The following is a 15,432-nucleotide window of genomic DNA, read 5'->3' as shown; positions in this document are numbered from 1 at the left end:
GTAACCTTCGTTAACGGGACGCGGGGAGCCGCTCCCACCGGCTGTTGCGGAGGGCTTCGTTGATCAAGCTCATGTTCGCCGACGACGAGGAACTGGTGCGCTCGGGGTTGCGCGCGATGATGTCCGGGGCCCAGGACATCGAGATCGTGGGCGAGGCGAGCGATGGCAGATCCGCGGTGGAGGTCGCCCGGCGCTATCACCCCGACGTTGCCCTGCTCGACATCAAGATGCGGGCCCCGGACGACGGCATCCGGGCGCTGCGGGCCATCCTCGCCCTCCCCGATCCGCCCACCGTGGCCATGCTGACCACCTTCGACATCGACGAGTACGTCAGCCTCGCGCTCCGGCTCGGGGCCAACGGCTTCCTCCTCAAGGACATCGATCCCGCGGCGCTGCTCAGGGCGGTCCGGGACCTGGCCAGGGGCGGTGCGGTCCTCGACCCGGGCGTGGCCGCGCGGATGGTTCAGTCCCACCGGGACGAGCAACGCGCCGCCCAGCCCGCGCGGAAGCTGCTCGCCTCTCTGTCCGAACGGGAACGCGAGGTCGTCGCGCTCATCGGGCAGGGGCTGTCCAATGCCGAGATCGGCGGGCGGCTGCACCTGTCCGAGGCCACCGTCAAGGGGTACGTCTCGGCCGTGCTGTCCAAGATCGGCGCCGCCAACCGGGTGCAGGCCGCGCTGCTGGCCTACCGCGGTGGGCTGCTCGACCAGTAGATGCTGCTCACGGCGCTGGAGTTCGTCGGGCTCGTCGCCTTCGCCGCGTCCGGGGCGCTCGCCGCGGTGCGGGCGCGGCTCGATGTCTTCGGCGTCGTTGTGGTCGGGCTCACCACCGCACTCGGCGGCGGCGTCATCCGGGACGTCCTGCTCGGCATCCACCCGCCCACGACGCTGCGGAACTGGCCCTACCTCGCCGTCTGCGCCGGCACCGCGCTGGTCGTCTTCGTCTTCCACCCGCAGGTCGCGCGGCTGCGGCGAGGCGTCCTCCTGGCCGACGCGCTGGGCTTGGGCGTCTTCGCCACCGCCGGGACGACCATCGCGCTCAACGCCGGCGCCACCGTCTACGCCGCGTGTCTGATCGGGATGACGACCGGCATCGGGGGCGGGGCCGTGCGCGATCTGCTGCTCCGGGAAATCCCGCTCGTCCTGCGGAAGGAGATCTACGCCATGGCCGCGCTGGCCGGCTCGGTGCTCGTCGCCGTCGGTCACGCTGTGCGACTGCCCGAAGGTCCGGTGACCGTCGTGGCGGCCGCCGTCGTGGTCTCCGTCCGGATGGTCGCGCTCTGGCGGCACTGGAACGCGCCGGTCGCGCGCGGTCCCGAGTGAGAAATCCTTTGTGAGTTCTGCGTGTGTTCTTAGGCGGGTCTCAGCACGCTGCGTAAAACTAGCGCCATGCGCATCCTTGTGGTGGACGACGACCGCGCCGTCCGTGAGTCGCTCCGGCGGTCCCTGGAGTTCAACGGCTACCAGGTCCAGCTGGCCAGCGACGGTGCGCAGGCACTGGAAGCGATCATCGCCGACCGGCCGGACGCGATGGTGCTCGACGTCATGATGCCCCGGCTCGACGGCCTCGAGGTCGCCCGCCGCCTGCGCAGCACCGGTGACGACCTGCCGATCCTCGTGCTCACCGCCCGCGACACCGTCTCCGACCGGGTGTCCGGGCTGGACGCCGGCGCCGACGACTACCTGCCGAAGCCCTTCGCGCTCGAGGAACTGCTCGCCCGGCTGCGAGCACTGCTGCGTCGCGCCATCCCGGAGGGGCCGGGCGGCCAGGCCTCCGAGGTACTGTCCTTCGCGGACCTGACGCTCGACCCCGGCACACGGGAGGTCCGCCGCGGCGGCCGCGAGATCAGCCTGACCCGCACCGAATTCGCCCTGCTGGAACTGTTCCTGTCCTACCCGAAGCACGTCCTCACGCGTGGCCGGATCCTGGAGGAAGTATGGGGTTACGACTTCCCGACGTCGGGCAACGCGCTGGAGGTCTACGTCGGTTATCTGCGTCGCAAGACGGAGGCCGAGGGGGAGCCGAGGCTGATTCACACGGTGCGGGGAGTGGGGTACGTCCTGAGGGAAACCCCGCCGTGACCGAACCGGGCGACCCCCGCGGCACGCGCTGGGGAGCCCGCCGGTTCTCGCTGCGCGGCCGGGTGACGCTGCTCGCCGCCGCCTGTGTCGCCGGCGCCGTCGCGCTGGTGTCGATCGGCGCGTACATGGTCGTGCGCAGCAACCTGTACCAGCAGCTCGACGACAGCCTGCTGGCGCGCGCGCAAGCCGCGGCCAACTCGCCGCAGGTGCAGACCGAGCTGCGGCAGGTCCCCGGCGCGTTCCTGGCCAGCGCCGACCTGCAGATCGGGCAGCTCAACGCGGCGCCGGACGTCCAGCACGCCGTGATGACCTACCCGCTGTCGAGCTCGCCGCCGCCGTTCGGGCCGGACGAGCTGGCCGTCGCGAACGGGGACTCGACGGAGTCGCTGCGGACCGACTTCCGCTCCGACAGCCGCGTGGTCGCCCTGCCGACCGGGCACGGCGAGGCCATCGTGCTGGCCCAGTCGATGAGCCCGACCAAGCGCACGCTGAACGAGCTCGCCCTGGTGCTCTTCCTGATCGGCGGCGCCGGCATCCTGGTCGCCGCCGCGGCGGGCACCGCGGTGGCACGCACCGGCCTGCGCCCGGTCGACCGGCTGACTTCGGCCGCCGAGCGCGTCGCGAGGACCGGCGACCTGCGGCCCATCCCGGTCAGCGGCGACGACGAACTCGCGCGCCTGACCCAGACGTTCAACACCATGCTCGGCACGGTCGCGGACTCGCAGGAGCGCCAGCGCCAGCTGGTCGCGGACGCCGGGCACGAGCTCCGGACGCCGCTGACCTCGCTGCGCACCAACCTCGAGCTGCTGCTCGCCGCGAGCAAGCCGGGCGCGCCGCCGCTGCGGGACGAGGACCGCGTCGACATCATCGCGGACATCAGCGGCCAGCTCGACGAGCTCACGCAGCTCATCGGCGACCTGGTCGAGCTCGCGCGCCAGGACGAGCCGCGCGAGCGCTTCGAGCGCGTCGAGCTGCTGGACGTCGTCGAGCGGGCGCTCGACCGGGCGCGGCGGCGGGCCGGCGAGATCAACTTCGACGTCTCGCTGCAGCCCTGGGTGCTCACCGGCGACAACAGCTCGCTCGAGCGCGCGGTGCTGAACCTGCTCGACAACGCGGTGAAGTTCTCGCCGCCCGAAGCGACGGTGTGGGTGCGGCTGTACCCGCTCGGGGACGGCACGGCCGTCGTCGAGGTCGCGGACGCCGGCCCGGGCATCGCAGAAGAGGACCTGCCCAAGGTGTTCGACCGCTTCTACCGCTCGTCGGAGGCGCGGACGCTGCCCGGCTCGGGCCTCGGGCTGGCGATCGTGAAGCACGCGGCCGAGCGGCACGGCGGGGCGGTGTACGCCTCCCGGGCGCCCGAGGGCGGCGCGTTGATGACGATCCGGCTGCCGGGGGCGCCGGGCTGAGACCGGCGCCGGTCTCCTGTTGCCTGTTCGCGCTCACCGTGGTGGTGTTGTTCAACTCGGTTGTCGTGCTGTCGCTCTGACCTGTTGTTTCGAAGTTCACCCACGTCCGCCCTGCTGATCCTGTGTTGAATCGTGTAGGATTTTGTGTGGTTGAGGTGCGACGGACGGAGTGAACGGTGCTGGCGCGTCAGCGACAGGCGGTGATCCTGGAAGAGGCCCGCCGGACCGGTGCGGTCCGCGTGAGTGACCTCGTGACCAGGCTGGGCGTGTCCGACATGACGGTGCGCCGCGACCTCGACGTCCTCGCCGGCCGGGGGCTCGTCGAGAAGGTGTACGGCGGCGCCACTTCGGTCGTCGGCAAGAGCACCGACGAACCCGGCTTCGAGGCCAAGTCCGTCCGCCAGCGCGCGCAGAAGGAAGCCATCGCCGAGCTCGCCGCCACGCTGGTCCGGCCCGGCACCGCGATCGGCCTGTCCGCCGGCACCACCACCTGGACGCTGGCGCGGGCGCTCGACGCCATCCCCGGGCTCACCATCGTGACCAACTCGATCCAGGTCGCGGACGTGCTCCGCGGGTCGACGCAGCCGGACCGCACCGTCGTGCTCACCGGCGGGGTGCGGACGCCGTCGGACGCGCTGGTCGGGCCGGTCGCCGTGCACAGCCTGCGGTCGCTGCACCTGGACGCCGTCTTCCTCGGCGTGCACGGCATGGCCGACGGGCCGGGGTTCACGACACCGAACCTCACCGAGAGCGAGACCGACCGCGCGCTGGTCGAGGCCGGGCGCAAGCTCGTCGTGCTCGCCGACCACACGAAGTGGGGCACCGTCGGGATCTCGACGATCGCCGACCTCGACGAGGCCGACGTCGTCGTCACCGATGACGGGATTCCCGACGAGGCCAAGGAAATTCTCGCCGAACGGGCGGGAGAACTCATGATCGCCGAGACGGCGGAGACGGACGAGGCCCGAGAAGCGTGAAGCGCACCGTACGACACCTGGCTGACGGCCGGGAGATCATCTACTTCGACCAGCCCGGCGCGCCCGACCGCGTCGCCGAGGACACCCGCGACCTGCCGCCGGTTTCGGCCGCGTCGGAGATCCGGCTGGACCCGCTGACCGGTGAGTGGGTCGCGATGGCCGCCCACCGGCAGACGCGGACCTACAAGCCGCCTGCCGACTTGTGCCCGTTGTGCCCGAGCAAGCCCGGCAAGCCGAGCGAGATCCCGGAAAGCGATTACGACGTCGTCGTCTTCGAGAACCGGTTCCCGTCCTTCGCCGAGGACGTGGTGGGCGAGCCGTCCACTGTGGATGGTTTTGGGCTGGTGCCGGTGCGGCCCGGGCGCGGCCGCTGCGAGGTCGTCTGCTTCACCAGCAACCACGACGGTTCCTTCGCGCAGCTGAGCGCGGAGCAGGTGCGGGCCGTGGTGGACGCGTGGGCGGACCGCACGACCGGGTTGTCCGCGGTGCCCGGCGTCGAGCAGGTCTTCCCGTTCGAGAACCGCGGCGAGGAAATCGGCGTCACGCTGTCGCACCCGCACGGGCAGATCTACGGCTACCCGTTCGTCACCCCGAAGACCGAGCGGATGCTCGAAGTCGCCCGCGCCTACCAGGCCGAACACGGCCGTCCGGTGCTCGGCGACGTGCTCGCGGCCGAGCGCAAGTCCGGTGCGCGCGTGGTGACCTCCGGCGAGCACTGGACCGCGTACGTGCCGCCGGCGGCCCGCTGGCCGGTCCAGGTCCAGCTCGTGCCGCACCGGCAGGTCCCGGACATCCCCGCGCTGACCGACGCCGAGCGCGACGACTTCGCCGACGTCTACCTCGACGTGCTGCGCCGCTGCGACGCGCTGTACGACCGGCCGCTGCCGTACATCGCGGCGTGGCACCAGGCGCCGGTGCACCGCGACCGCGACCTCGGCTGGCTCCACCTGGAACTGTTCTCCGTGCTGCGCGCGAAGGACAAGCTGAAGTACCTGGCGGGGTCCGAATCGGGCATGGCGGTGTGGATCAACGACGCGACGCCGGAGCAGATCGCGGAACGGCTCCGCGCGGCGGGCTGAGCGGCCATACTCATCTGCGATGCACAGGTTCGGCTCAGGAACCTCTCAGGACCATCGCGCAAGGTGAGGACATGACCGAGAACGACCCCAGCGCACACGACCCCGCGGCGCCGAGGCACCCCGAGACCGGCCAGCAGCCGGCCCAGGGCGGTTGGCCGGGGAACCCGTACGGTGAGCAGACCCAGCCCGAGTCCGGCGGCACGCCGCAGTATTCGGAGCCGTCGTACCACGCGGTGACCGGGGCCGATCCGGCGTACGGCGGGCAGGCCGCGAACCCGTGGTCCGCCCAGGGCGCGCAGCCGCCGTCCGGCCAGACCCAGCAGAGCGTCTACCCGCCGCCGAACCCGTACGGGCAGCCCGCCACCGGCGGTTACCCGGTGGCCGCGCCGCCGGAGCCGAAGCGCTCCGGCGGGAAGCTGCTCGCCGGCGTCGCGCTGGTCGCGCTGCTGGTCGGCGGCATCGCGGGCGGGACGGTCGGGTACTTCACCGGTGGGTCGTCGGGCCCGGCTAGCAACGCGCTCAACGCGCCCAAGCCGGCCCAGCAGACGGGCAACGCGCCCGCCGGTTCGATCGAGGCCGTCGCGCAGAAGCTGTCGCCGAGCGTGGTCGAGCTGCAGGTCAGCGGCCAGCAGGGCGCCGGCGAAGGCTCCGGGTTCGTCATCAGCACCGACGGCTACATCCTGACGAACAACCACGTGGTCGAGGTCGCCGCGAACGGCGGCCAGATCCAGGCGGTGTTCCAGGACGGCAAGAAGGCCGCCGCGAAGGTCGTCGGCCGCGACCCGACGACCGACATCGCGGTCGTCAAGGTCAACGGCGTCGCCAACCTCACCCCGGTGGAGCTCGGCCGGTCCGACGACCTGCGGGTCGGCCAGTCGGTGGTCGCCATCGGCTCGCCGTTCGAGCTGGCCGGCACGGTGACCTCGGGCATCGTGAGCTCGCTGCACCGGCCGGTGCGCGCCGGCGGCAGCAGCGGCGACCAGACGACGGTGATGGACGCGGTCCAAACCGACGCGGCGATCAACCCGGGCAACTCGGGCGGCCCGCTGGCGAACATGTCCGGCCAGGTCATCGGCATCAACTCGGCGATCTACAGCCCGCAGTCGGGGTCCGGCGGCCAGGGCCGGGGCGCGTCCGAAGGCGGCAACGTCGGCATCGGCTTCGCCATCCCGATCGACCAGGCCCGGCGGACCGCGGACACGATCATCAAGACCGGCCAGGCGGTGCAGACGTACATCGGCGCGGAGGTCAAGGACGCCCCGCAGGGCGGCGCCGAGCTCGGCGCGATCAAGGCAGGCAGCCCGGCGGAGAAGGCCGGCCTGAAGGCTGGAGACGTCGTCACCAAGATCGACGACCGCCCGATCGACTCGTCCGACACGCTGGTCGCGGCGGTCCGCACCCGGGCCCCCGACGAGAAGGCGACGTTCACGCTCGCCGACGGCCGCACGGTCGAGGTGACGTTCGGCGGCCAGCCCGTCCAGCCCAACTGATTCCGGTCCAGACGCTCGGCCGCCCTGGCGCGGCCGAGACCAACTTCGGCTCGACCCCCGTTTCCGGGGCCGGACCCACAAGGCCACGCGCGACCAGGCACTCGATGCCGGTCGCGCGTGGCCGCATTTGTGCCCGGGTCAGGGACTCGGACGGTCGGTTTGCGCGCCTGGAGGGTCGGCTTGCGTACGTGAGTGGTCGGCCGACGTGCCAGGGCGGTCGGATGGCGTGCCTGCGGGGCTGGGTTGCGTGCTTAGGCGGTCGGTTGGTGTGCCCGGAGAGTCGGCCGGCGTGCCGGGACGGTCGGCCGGTGTGTTGGGGCGGGTGTCTCGCGTGTCTGGCGGGGCATCTCGCGTGATTGGGGAGGCATCACCTGTGATTGGAGGGGCATCACTGGTGATTGGGGGGACGACACGGTGGCGGAGGGCGGTCAGGACCACCGCCAGCCAGACCGCGGCCAAGGTGAGGGCCAGGGCCGGGGCCGGGTTGGTGTCGTGGAGGCCGGGCATCGGCGGGGTTCCGTACGGGCGCCAGAGCAGCGGGAACGCCAGGATGGCCAGCGTGGCGGTGATGACCGTGCCCGCGATGACGGGGGTTCGCCAGCGGTGCGGGAGGAGGCGGGCCAAGGCGAAGCCGAGCACCGCCGTGAGCGGGGCGATGATCGCGTCGTTGAGGATCGGGCCGCCGACGATCCAGCCGACCGTCCCGAAGACGTCCGGACGCACCGGCAGCGCGTATTCGGCGAACAGCACCACACCCCAGGCCAGCGCCGCGAGGCCGGGCAGCGCGAGGAGCGCACGGGCGGTCTTCACAGCGCCTCCAGCTTCGTGACCCACTTCGTCTGCAGCACGCCGGGCCGGTTCGGGGCGATGATCCGGCAAGGGAACCCGTGGTCGGGCGCGAGGACCTCGCCGTTCAGCTCCAAGGCCAGCAACGTCAGCTCGTCGGCCGTGTGTTCGCCGGGGAGCACGCTGACGCCGTACAACCCGCCACGCTCCGACGAGGACACCCGGACCGCCGTGCCCGGTGCCGCGCCGGCGGCTTTCAGCAGCGTGGGCAGGGAGATGCCGCGCCAGGTGGCCGATTGGCTCCAGCCCTCCACGCACGCGATCGGGAGCTCCGCCGTCGTCTGCGGCAGGGCCCGCAGTTCGTCGAGCGAGAACTTCGTCGTGCCGCGCGGGGTCACCACGGAGAGCCGCCAGTCCGCCGACCACCTGACGTCCGCGGCGGCCGCCGTGCGGTTCACCGGCAGGTTCTGGGTGCCCTTGCCGGTTCTCCAGGACAAGGCGGAGACGCCACGCAGGAACGGGACCGTCGCGCCCGCCGTGGCCACGACCGCGACACCGGTCGCCAGCCCGGTGGTGACGAGGAATCCCCGCCGGGACAGCCCCTCGGCGGCCGGCTCTTCGACGGTCGTCCGGCTCAGCCCGCGGCGGATGACCGGCAGCTTCACCGCGACGTGCACCAGGATCGAGCCGATCGCCAGCCACGCGACCGCGTAGTGCACCTGCGGGAAGTAGAAACCCCACGGGTAGTTCTGCGCCACGTTCAGCAGCCCGGTCGTCAGCTCGAAGAACGCCGCACCGGACAGCACCAGGATCGAAAGCCGCTCGAGGGCGTGCGGCAGCGAGCGGACCAGCGGCCTGCCGAACAGCTTCGGGTAGACGCTCCACAGCTTCGCCAGCAGCAACGGGATCGACGCCACGCCCGAGATCACGTGCAGCCCCTGCGTGACGCGGTAGAGCCCGACTGGCCGGCTGGGCCACCAGAACCACCCGGGCGGGTGCTGGATCAGGTGGCTGAGCAGGCCCGTCACGAAGCACGTCGTGAACGTGACCGCGAGCGCCAAGCCGATCTTCGACGTCACCCGTTCGTGGTGCGCCGGAGCTTTGAACTGTTCTTCCGCCGGGATCGGGAGTTTCACGTCCGCTCCAATCGCGCGAACCAGCGGTGTCCGCGGTGGGTGGTCCAGTCGACGCGCAGGCCCGCACGCGCGGCGACCGCGGCGATCGCGTCGACCCCGACCCAGGCCCAGGTGAACCAGGCGACGTCCGCGTGGCCGGGCTGCAGCCGGACGCGTTCGTGCCGCAGGCCTTGACCGGGCGGCTCCAGCTCGACGAGGACGTCGCCGTCGGCGGCGATCAGCTGCGCCGTCCGCCGCAGCAGCGTGGCCGGGTCGCCGCCGATGCCGATGTTGCCGTCCGCGAGCAGGGCGTGCCGCCACCGGCCTTCGCCGGGCAGGCGGTCGAAGAGGTTGCGCTGCAACGCAATCCCACCGCGACGCCGGGTCAGCCCGACAGCCGTGCGCGAGCTGTCCACGCCCAGCGCGACGATCCCGCGCGCGACCAGCGCCGCCGTGAGCCTGCCGGGGCCGCACCCGAGGTCGACGGTGGGGCCGGTGCACGCATCGAGCAGTACGTCGTCGCCTTCCGACGGTTCGGTCCAGCGTTCCACCGGCAGCTCGATCCGCTCACCGCTCGCCAGCTCGAGCCAGCACCGGTGGCCGAGCAGGCCGCGGTCGAACTCGTGGCCGGTGGTCGCCGGCGCCGTCATCACGCGACCGCCCGTCCGCCGACGGCCGCGACGGCGTGGGCGAACCGGCCGTCCGGGCACGCCGCCGCAACCGAGCGGGCTTCCGCCATGGTGTCCACATCCGACAGTCGCGTCGCCCCGCACGGCCGCAGCCCGCACGCGACGAGCGCCCGCAGCGTCCGGATGCCGGTGTCGTCGCGGGACATCGGGACGTCCGCGAGGACCCGGGCGTGGCGTGGTTCCGCCAGGCCCAGCGCCCACCAGCCGCCGTCCACGGCCGGCCCGAGCACGGAGTCGTGGCCGCCGTGCAGGACCGGTGCGGCCGCCGCGGCCAGGGACTCCGGCGTGACCTGCGGGGTGTCCATGCCGATCTGGAGGATCGGCAGGCCGGCGTGCACTTCGGCGGCGTCCGCGTGGGCGTTTGCCAGCCGGGCACCGAAATCGGGGCCGCGCTGCGGGATCGTGGTGACGTGACGCAGTGCCATGCCGATTTCGGTGGGCCGGGCGGCCGCGCCCAGGTCACCCGTCATCGCGACGACGGGCAGGGCGCCCGGCACCGCGCAGACGGCGTCGAGCGTGTCGAGCAGCGCGGCCGCGGCGATCTCGGCCGCCTGGGCCGGGGTCGCGGGCGGGCAGAGCCGGGTCTTCGCGAGGCCCGGGACCGGGGCCTTGGCCACGACCAGCAGGACGAACGGACGCGTCATCGGGCCAGCACCCGCCCGAAGTCGCGGACCGCCCGCAGCGTGCCCCGCACCGACCCGGACACCTTCGACTTCGTGCCCTTGGCGCGCTCGCCGTAGCGGACGTCGAACTCGCTGACCCGCCACCCGGCGCGCTGGGCCTTGATCAGCAGCTCCAGGGGATAGCCGAACGCCCGGTCCGCGACGCCGAGCCCGAGCAGCGCCCGCCGGTCCGCCGCGCGCAGCGGCGCGATGTCCCGCACCGGCAACCCACGGCTGCGGAGCAGCTGAGCCAGCACGACATTGCCCGCTCTCGCGTGCCAGGGCCACACACCCGGACCGGTCGGCACCCGGCGGCCGACGGCCAGGTCCGCGCCGCGTCCGACCGCGGTCACCAGCCGCGGCAGGTCGGCGAGGTCCAGGGACCCGTCGGCGTCGGCGAAGCACACGATGTCCGCGGTGGCGGCTTCGAGCCCGGCGTGCACGGCCGCGCCGTAGCCGCGACGCGGTTCGTGGACGACCTTCGCGCCGAGCGAGGCCGCCACTTCGGGAGAGCCGTCAGCCGAGCCGTTGTCGACCACGATCGCGCGGTAGCCCGGCGGCAGGCCGGCCAGCACGCCCGGCAGCGCCGCCGCTTCGTCGAGGCAAGGGAGGACGACGTCCACTTCCAAGTCAGTCACGGCGCGACCGTAAGTCCGGACCGAGCGGCGCAGAACCCTTGCGGTGCTTACCGAATCATGACGTCCGGCGAGTTCTTACCGCGTCGTTACGGCTGCCGCTCCCGGGGCGCGGATCGCCCGCCGCGGACCTACGGTGGGCGGCGATGAGCGAGCCGAAACCGGCAGCCCGGCTCGCCGAGCCGCCTGCCCGCGAACCCGAAGCCCCGATCTCCGGCCGCCGCGCCGACCTTCTCGCGGTCGCCGCGGTGGTGGTGCTCGTCGCCGCGGCCACCGCGGTCGGTCTCTACTACAACCGGCCGCACTCCGGCGTGATCATCTTCGTGTCTTCGCCGCCGCTGTTCGCCGACTGGCTGCCGCACGTCGGCCCGGGCTCGGTGTTCGCCGTGCTCATCGCGGTCGCGGTGGTGCTCCACGGCCCGACGCTGGCCGCCCGCCTGCCGTGGCGTCGCGCGCTCGCCTTCGGCTACCTCGCCTCGCTCGCCTGGATCTTCTCGCTGGCCATGGTCGACGGCTGGTCCCGCGGCTTCGCCGGGCACCTCACCATTCCGCAGGAATATCTCCACGAGGTCCCCGGGATCACCGACATCCCGCGGATGCTGCGCGAGTTCTCCTCCCGCATCCTCGACTTCCAGCCGCACTCGTGGACGACGCACGTGTCCGGCCACCCGCCGGGCGCGACGCTCGTCTTCGTCTGGCTGGACCGGATCGGCCTGCACGGCGGCGCGTGGGCGGCCACGGCCGTGGTGCTCACCGGCAGCCTGGTCGCGGTGGCCGTCCCGGCCACGGTCGCCCTCCTCGGCCGGCCCGACGCGGCCCGCGCGGTGCTGCCGTTCGCCGTCCTCACGCCCGGCGCGGTGTGGATCGGCGTCTCGGCGGACGGCCTCTTCGCCGGGGTGACCGCCACCGGGCTGGCGCTGCTCGCACTGTCCGCGACCGGGTTCGCCCGCAACCGCCGATACGCCGCACCGGCCGCGCTCGCCGCCGGCGTTCTGCTGGGCTTCGGGATCTTCCTTTCCTACGGCCTGGTGCTGCTCGGCGTGCTCGCGGTGGCGGTCGCCGTTCTCGGCCGCCAGTGGCGGGCGGCCGCACTGGCGATCGCCGCGGCGCTGGCCGTCGTCGGAGTCTTCGCCTGGGCGGGCTTCTGGTGGCTCGACGGCTACCACCTGGTCGTCGAGCGCTACTACCAGGGCGTCGCGCTGGTCCGGCCCTACTCCTACTGGGTGTGGGCCGACCTCGCGGCGGTGGCCGTCGCGCTGGGCCCCGCGGTCGTGGCCGCCGTCCGGCGAGGTCTCGCGTCCCCGCGCCGGGCCCTGCTCACCGATCCGGTTCTCCTGCTCGGCCTCGCCGCGCTGGCTGCCATCCTCTTCGCCGACGTCTCGGGCCTGTCGAAGGCCGAGACCGAGCGGATCTGGCTACCGTTCGGGGTGTGGTTGCTGCCGATGACGGCGTTGCTGCCGCGGCCCGGACGCCGGTGGTGGCTGGCCGCGCAGGCGGCGACGGCGCTGGCGGTCAACCACCTGCTGCTGACGGGCTGGTGAGGGAGACGTGATGAACGATCAGGCCGGGCGGGTGCTCGTGGTCGACGACGACGAGACGGTGCGCGACGTCGTCCGCCGCTACCTCGAGGTGGCGGGGTTCACCGTCGACATGGCCGGCGACGGCGGCGAGGGCCTGGCGAAGTTCTCCGCGCACGAGCCGGACCTCGTCGTCCTCGACGTCATGATGCCGGGGATCAACGGCCTGGAGGTGTGCCGGCGGCTGCGGCAGGTGAGCCAGGTGCCGATCGTCATGCTCACCGCACTCGGCGAGGAGGAGAACCGCATCGCCGGGCTCCAGCTCGGCGCCGACGACTACGTGACCAAGCCGTTCAGCCCCAAGGAACTCGCCCTCCGTGTCGCGTCGGTGCTGCGCCGCGCCCGGATGCCCCGCCCCGAGCCGGTCGCCGCCGAGTTCGTGGACGGCGACCTGCGCCTGCAGATGAAGGCGCGCACCGCGACCCTCGCCGGCCGGGAACTGCCGCTCACCACCCGCGAGTTCGACCTGCTGGCCTTCTTCCTCGCCCACCCCGGCGTCGCCTTCTCCCGCGCGGACCTGCTCGAGAAGGTGTGGAGCTGGGACTTCGGCGACCAGTCCACCGTGACCGTCCACGTGCGACGGTTGCGCGAGAAGATCGAGCGCGACCCGGCCAAGCCGACCCGGGTGGCGACGGTGTGGGGTGTCGGCTACCGCTACGACCGGGAGCAGCCGTGATCGGCTCGGGCGAGTCCTTCGAGGAGATGCTGACGCACCTCTGGCACATCCTGCCGTTCGCGCTGTTGTTCTCCCTGCCGGTCGCAGCGCTGGGCGGGGTGGCGTTGTACGTACTGCGCCGCGGTTCGCTGGCCACCACGCTCACGGTGCTGGTGCTGATCCCGGTGCTCGCCACGCTGGTCGGTGTCCTGGGCATCAGCGGGTTCATGTTCACCCCGGCCCTGACCACGATGCTCCTGGTCTGCCTGCTCGTCGGGCTGGTCACCGTGCCGGCGGCGATCATCCTCGGCCGGGCCATCGCGCGCCGCAGTGTGTGGGAGCGCGAGGCGCGGGAGCGGGAACGCGCCGCCGAGGCGTCGCGACGCGAACTCGTCGCCTGGATCAGCCACGACCTGCGCAGCCCGCTGGCCGGGATCCAGGCGATGGCCGAGGCACTGGCCGACGGCGTGGTGTCCGAACGCCACGAGGTGGCCGACTACGCCCAGCGGATCAGCGGCGAAACCCGGCGTCTGTCCGCGATGGTCGGCGACCTGTTCGAGCTCTCGCGGATCACCGCGGGCGCGCTGGAGCTCACGATGTCCGCGGTGCCGCTGCAGGACGTCGTGAGCGACGCCGTGGCCGCCCAGGCGCCGGTGGCCCAGCGGAAGCGGGTCCGGGTGCTGGCCAACGCGTCGACCTGGCCGGTGGTGACCGGCAGTGACCCGGAACTGGCCCGGATCGTGCGGAACCTGGTGTCCAACGCGATCCGGCACACCCCGCCGGACGGGACGGTCGCGGTGCAGATCGGCGTCGACGGCAACGAGGCCCTCCTCGCCGTCGACGACTCCTGCGGCGGCATCCCGGACGACGAGATCAACCGGGTCTTCGACGTCGCTTTCCGCGGGACGCAGGCGCGGACGCCGGAGCGCGGGGGGACGACCAGCGGGGGCGGGCTCGGCCTGGCCATCGCCAAGGGGCTGGTCGAGGCCCACCGCGGGCGGATCGGGGTGCACAACCACGGACCGGGGTGCCGGTTCGAGGTGCGCCTGCCGCTCGCGATGCCTTAGGTCGCGGCCGGCCCGCCGCATCGGCCGGGGGTGAGCGCATTTCGCTTTGGCGAGGGCGCCCGCGGGCTGGGCCGTCAGGTCGAGACGGGCTCCCGCAGTTCTGCCGTCGCGAAATCGGCGATGCCCTCCGCGAAGCCGACCTCCGCGGTGAAGCCGAGCAGCCGGTGGGCGCGGGCCGGGTCCGCGACGACGTGGCGGACGTCGGCCGGCCGGGCGCCGCCCACCACCTCCGGAGCCGGGCCGCCGCAGGCCCGGGCCAGCTCCGTTGCCAGGTCGCCCACCGTGTGGGGCGTGCCGGAGCAGATGTTCAGCGGGGTGAGATCCGCCGCCGGGCCGGGTGTCCGGAGGGCCAGGACGTTTGCCCTGGCGACATCGTGGACATGGACGAAGTCGCGCTGCTGGCCGCCGTCCTCCAGGACCCGCGGGGCCTCGCCGCGGGCCAGGGCCGACCGGAAGAGTGACGCGACTCCGGCGTACGGCGTGTTCTGGGGCATTCGCGGGCCGTAGACGTTGTGGTAGCGCATGGCCCACACCGTGCCGCCCGTCTGCCGGGCCCAGGCGCCGGCCAGGTGCTCCTGGGCCAGCTTGGTCGCCGCGTACGTGCTGCGGGGGTTCAGCGGCGCGTCCTCGGGCACCAGCTGCCAGCTCAGCTCCGCTTCGCATGAGGGGCAGCGCGGCTCGAACCGGCCGGCGTCCACATCGGACCGGCGGCGAGGCGAAGGTGCCACCACGCCGTGGTCCGGGCACGCGTAGCGGCCTTCGCCGTAGACGACCATCGACGAGGCCAGGACCAGCTTCCGCACGCCCGCCGCGTGCATCCCGGCCAGGAGCACCGCCGTGCCGTAGTCGTTGTGCAGGGCGTACGACGGTGCGTCCGAGGGGTCGATGCCGTGGCCGACCACCGCCGCCTGGTGGCAGACCGCGTCGACGCCGTCCAGCAGCTCCGCGACGATTTCCGCGTCCGTGACGTCGCCGCGCAGGAACCGGTGCCTGCCGGTGTACGGCGGTGGGGTGCGGGAGCCGTGGGCGGTGGGGAGGAGGTTGTCCAGCACGACGACCTCGTCACCGCCGTCGGCCAGTAGGTCGGCGATGTGGGACCCGATGAACCCGGCTCCGCCGGTGACCAGTACGCGCACACCGGCCACGCTAGGGGGCTTTGCCGGGGCCCGCTGGTGCCCGCGGCGGCACGTCACGGAATCGTCAGAACTCACCA

At 72.8% G+C, this 15,432-nt stretch carries 16 protein-coding genes; 10 read left to right on the top strand and 6 right to left on the bottom strand.

Going from position 1 to position 15,432, the window contains the following annotated elements; genetic code table 11:
* The first annotated feature begins 59 nt into the window (after nucleotides 1-59).
* From ACWEGE_RS44100 to ACWEGE_RS44070, 7 genes are all read left to right on the top strand, one after another.
* The gene (locus ACWEGE_RS44100; RefSeq protein ID WP_003087851.1) at nucleotides 60-713 is read left to right on the top strand and encodes a response regulator; all 654 of its coding nucleotides are present in this window, start codon (nucleotides 60-62) and stop codon (nucleotides 711-713) included.
* The gene (locus ACWEGE_RS44095; RefSeq protein WP_449666480.1) at nucleotides 714-1,322 is read left to right on the top strand and encodes a trimeric intracellular cation channel family protein; all 609 of its coding nucleotides are present in this window, start codon (nucleotides 714-716) and stop codon (nucleotides 1,320-1,322) included.
* A 66-nt stretch (nucleotides 1,323-1,388) separates the two neighbouring features.
* Nucleotides 1,389-2,081 (top strand): response regulator transcription factor, encoded by a 693-nt coding sequence (locus ACWEGE_RS44090; RefSeq protein WP_449666479.1) that lies wholly within the window; start codon nucleotides 1,389-1,391, stop codon nucleotides 2,079-2,081.
* Complete coding sequence (locus ACWEGE_RS44085; protein ID WP_449666478.1) at nucleotides 2,078-3,487, top strand: sensor histidine kinase; 1,410 nt, start codon at nucleotides 2,078-2,080, stop codon at nucleotides 3,485-3,487. Before ACWEGE_RS44090 ends, ACWEGE_RS44085 begins: the two co-directional genes overlap by 4 nt.
* Before the next feature lie 176 nt (nucleotides 3,488-3,663).
* Nucleotides 3,664-4,464 carry a DeoR/GlpR family DNA-binding transcription regulator gene (locus tag ACWEGE_RS44080; protein WP_449666477.1) on the top strand — a complete coding sequence of 267 codons (801 nt, stop codon included), beginning with the start codon at nucleotides 3,664-3,666 and terminating at the stop codon, nucleotides 4,462-4,464.
* On the top strand, nucleotides 4,461-5,543 hold the full coding sequence (galT, locus tag ACWEGE_RS44075; RefSeq protein WP_449666476.1) for a galactose-1-phosphate uridylyltransferase: 1,083 nt from the start codon (nucleotides 4,461-4,463) through the stop codon (nucleotides 5,541-5,543). Before ACWEGE_RS44080 ends, galT begins: the two co-directional genes overlap by 4 nt.
* A gap of 71 nt (nucleotides 5,544-5,614) precedes the next feature.
* Complete coding sequence (locus ACWEGE_RS44070; protein WP_449666475.1) at nucleotides 5,615-7,033, top strand: trypsin-like peptidase domain-containing protein; 1,419 nt, start codon at nucleotides 5,615-5,617, stop codon at nucleotides 7,031-7,033.
* Nucleotides 7,034-7,171: 138 nt separating this feature from the next.
* On the opposite strand, the gene ACWEGE_RS44065 is transcribed toward ACWEGE_RS44070, so the two are convergent.
* From ACWEGE_RS44065 to ACWEGE_RS44045, 5 genes are read right to left on the bottom strand one after another with little or no spacing between them, the layout of a single operon-like run.
* Complete coding sequence (locus ACWEGE_RS44065; protein WP_449666474.1) at nucleotides 7,172-7,843, bottom strand: hypothetical protein; 672 nt, start codon at nucleotides 7,841-7,843, stop codon at nucleotides 7,172-7,174.
* Nucleotides 7,840-8,955, bottom strand: coding sequence for a molybdopterin-dependent oxidoreductase (locus ACWEGE_RS44060; RefSeq protein WP_449666473.1), 1,116 nt, complete (start codon nucleotides 8,953-8,955; stop codon nucleotides 7,840-7,842). Before ACWEGE_RS44060 ends, ACWEGE_RS44065 begins: the two co-directional genes overlap by 4 nt.
* The gene (locus tag ACWEGE_RS44055) at nucleotides 8,952-9,584 is read right to left on the bottom strand and encodes an SAM-dependent methyltransferase (protein ID WP_449666472.1); all 633 of its coding nucleotides are present in this window, start codon (nucleotides 9,582-9,584) and stop codon (nucleotides 8,952-8,954) included. Before ACWEGE_RS44055 ends, ACWEGE_RS44060 begins: the two co-directional genes overlap by 4 nt.
* On the bottom strand, nucleotides 9,584-10,267 hold the full coding sequence (locus tag ACWEGE_RS44050) for a TIGR04282 family arsenosugar biosynthesis glycosyltransferase (protein ID WP_449666471.1): 684 nt from the start codon (nucleotides 10,265-10,267) through the stop codon (nucleotides 9,584-9,586). The genes ACWEGE_RS44055 and ACWEGE_RS44050 overlap by 1 nt, the downstream gene beginning before the upstream one ends.
* The gene (locus ACWEGE_RS44045; protein WP_449666493.1) at nucleotides 10,264-10,908 is read right to left on the bottom strand and encodes a glycosyltransferase family 2 protein; all 645 of its coding nucleotides are present in this window, start codon (nucleotides 10,906-10,908) and stop codon (nucleotides 10,264-10,266) included. Before ACWEGE_RS44045 ends, ACWEGE_RS44050 begins: the two co-directional genes overlap by 4 nt.
* A gap of 158 nt (nucleotides 10,909-11,066) precedes the next feature.
* Between ACWEGE_RS44045 and ACWEGE_RS44040 the strand changes: the two genes are divergently transcribed.
* The 3 genes from ACWEGE_RS44040 to ACWEGE_RS44030 are packed head-to-tail and all read left to right on the top strand — an operon-like array spanning nucleotide 11,067 to nucleotide 14,219.
* The gene (locus ACWEGE_RS44040; protein ID WP_449666470.1) at nucleotides 11,067-12,461 is read left to right on the top strand and encodes a hypothetical protein; all 1,395 of its coding nucleotides are present in this window, start codon (nucleotides 11,067-11,069) and stop codon (nucleotides 12,459-12,461) included.
* 10 nt (nucleotides 12,462-12,471) lie between these two features.
* The gene (locus ACWEGE_RS44035; RefSeq protein WP_449666469.1) at nucleotides 12,472-13,173 is read left to right on the top strand and encodes a response regulator transcription factor; all 702 of its coding nucleotides are present in this window, start codon (nucleotides 12,472-12,474) and stop codon (nucleotides 13,171-13,173) included.
* On the top strand, nucleotides 13,170-14,219 hold the full coding sequence (locus tag ACWEGE_RS44030; protein WP_449666468.1) for a sensor histidine kinase: 1,050 nt from the start codon (nucleotides 13,170-13,172) through the stop codon (nucleotides 14,217-14,219). The genes ACWEGE_RS44035 and ACWEGE_RS44030 overlap by 4 nt, the downstream gene beginning before the upstream one ends.
* Before the next feature lie 74 nt (nucleotides 14,220-14,293).
* Here the strand turns inward: ACWEGE_RS44030 and ACWEGE_RS44025 are convergent, their stop codons facing one another.
* Entirely contained in the window at nucleotides 14,294-15,355 is a 1,062-nt protein-coding gene (locus ACWEGE_RS44025) for an NAD-dependent epimerase/dehydratase family protein (RefSeq protein ID WP_449666467.1), read from the bottom strand.
* Nucleotides 15,356-15,432: the final 77 nt, after the last annotated feature.

Source organism: Amycolatopsis sp. NPDC004747 (assembly GCF_053601335.1).
The sequence above is the reverse complement of the archived record's forward strand: the minus strand, read 5'-3'. Positions and strand labels throughout refer to the sequence as shown.

What these genes read in the sequence shown, in the direction of transcription:
- ACWEGE_RS44095 (WP_449666480.1), top strand. Translation starts at nt 714, where the DNA reads ATGCTGCTCACGGCGCTGGAGTTCGTCGGGCTCGTCGCCTTCGCCGCG.
- ACWEGE_RS44090 (WP_449666479.1), top strand. Translation starts at nt 1,389, where the DNA reads ATGCGCATCCTTGTGGTGGACGACGACCGCGCCGTCCGTGAGTCGCTC.
- ACWEGE_RS44070 (WP_449666475.1), top strand. Translation starts at nt 5,615, where the DNA reads ATGACCGAGAACGACCCCAGCGCACACGACCCCGCGGCGCCGAGGCAC.
- ACWEGE_RS44055 (WP_449666472.1), bottom strand. Translation starts at nt 9,584, where the DNA reads ATGACGGCGCCGGCGACCACCGGCCACGAGTTCGACCGCGGCCTGCTC.
- ACWEGE_RS44050 (WP_449666471.1), bottom strand. Translation starts at nt 10,267, where the DNA reads ATGACGCGTCCGTTCGTCCTGCTGGTCGTGGCCAAGGCCCCGGTCCCG.
- ACWEGE_RS44040 (WP_449666470.1), top strand. Translation starts at nt 11,067, where the DNA reads ATGAGCGAGCCGAAACCGGCAGCCCGGCTCGCCGAGCCGCCTGCCCGC.
- ACWEGE_RS44035 (WP_449666469.1), top strand. Translation starts at nt 12,472, where the DNA reads ATGAACGATCAGGCCGGGCGGGTGCTCGTGGTCGACGACGACGAGACG.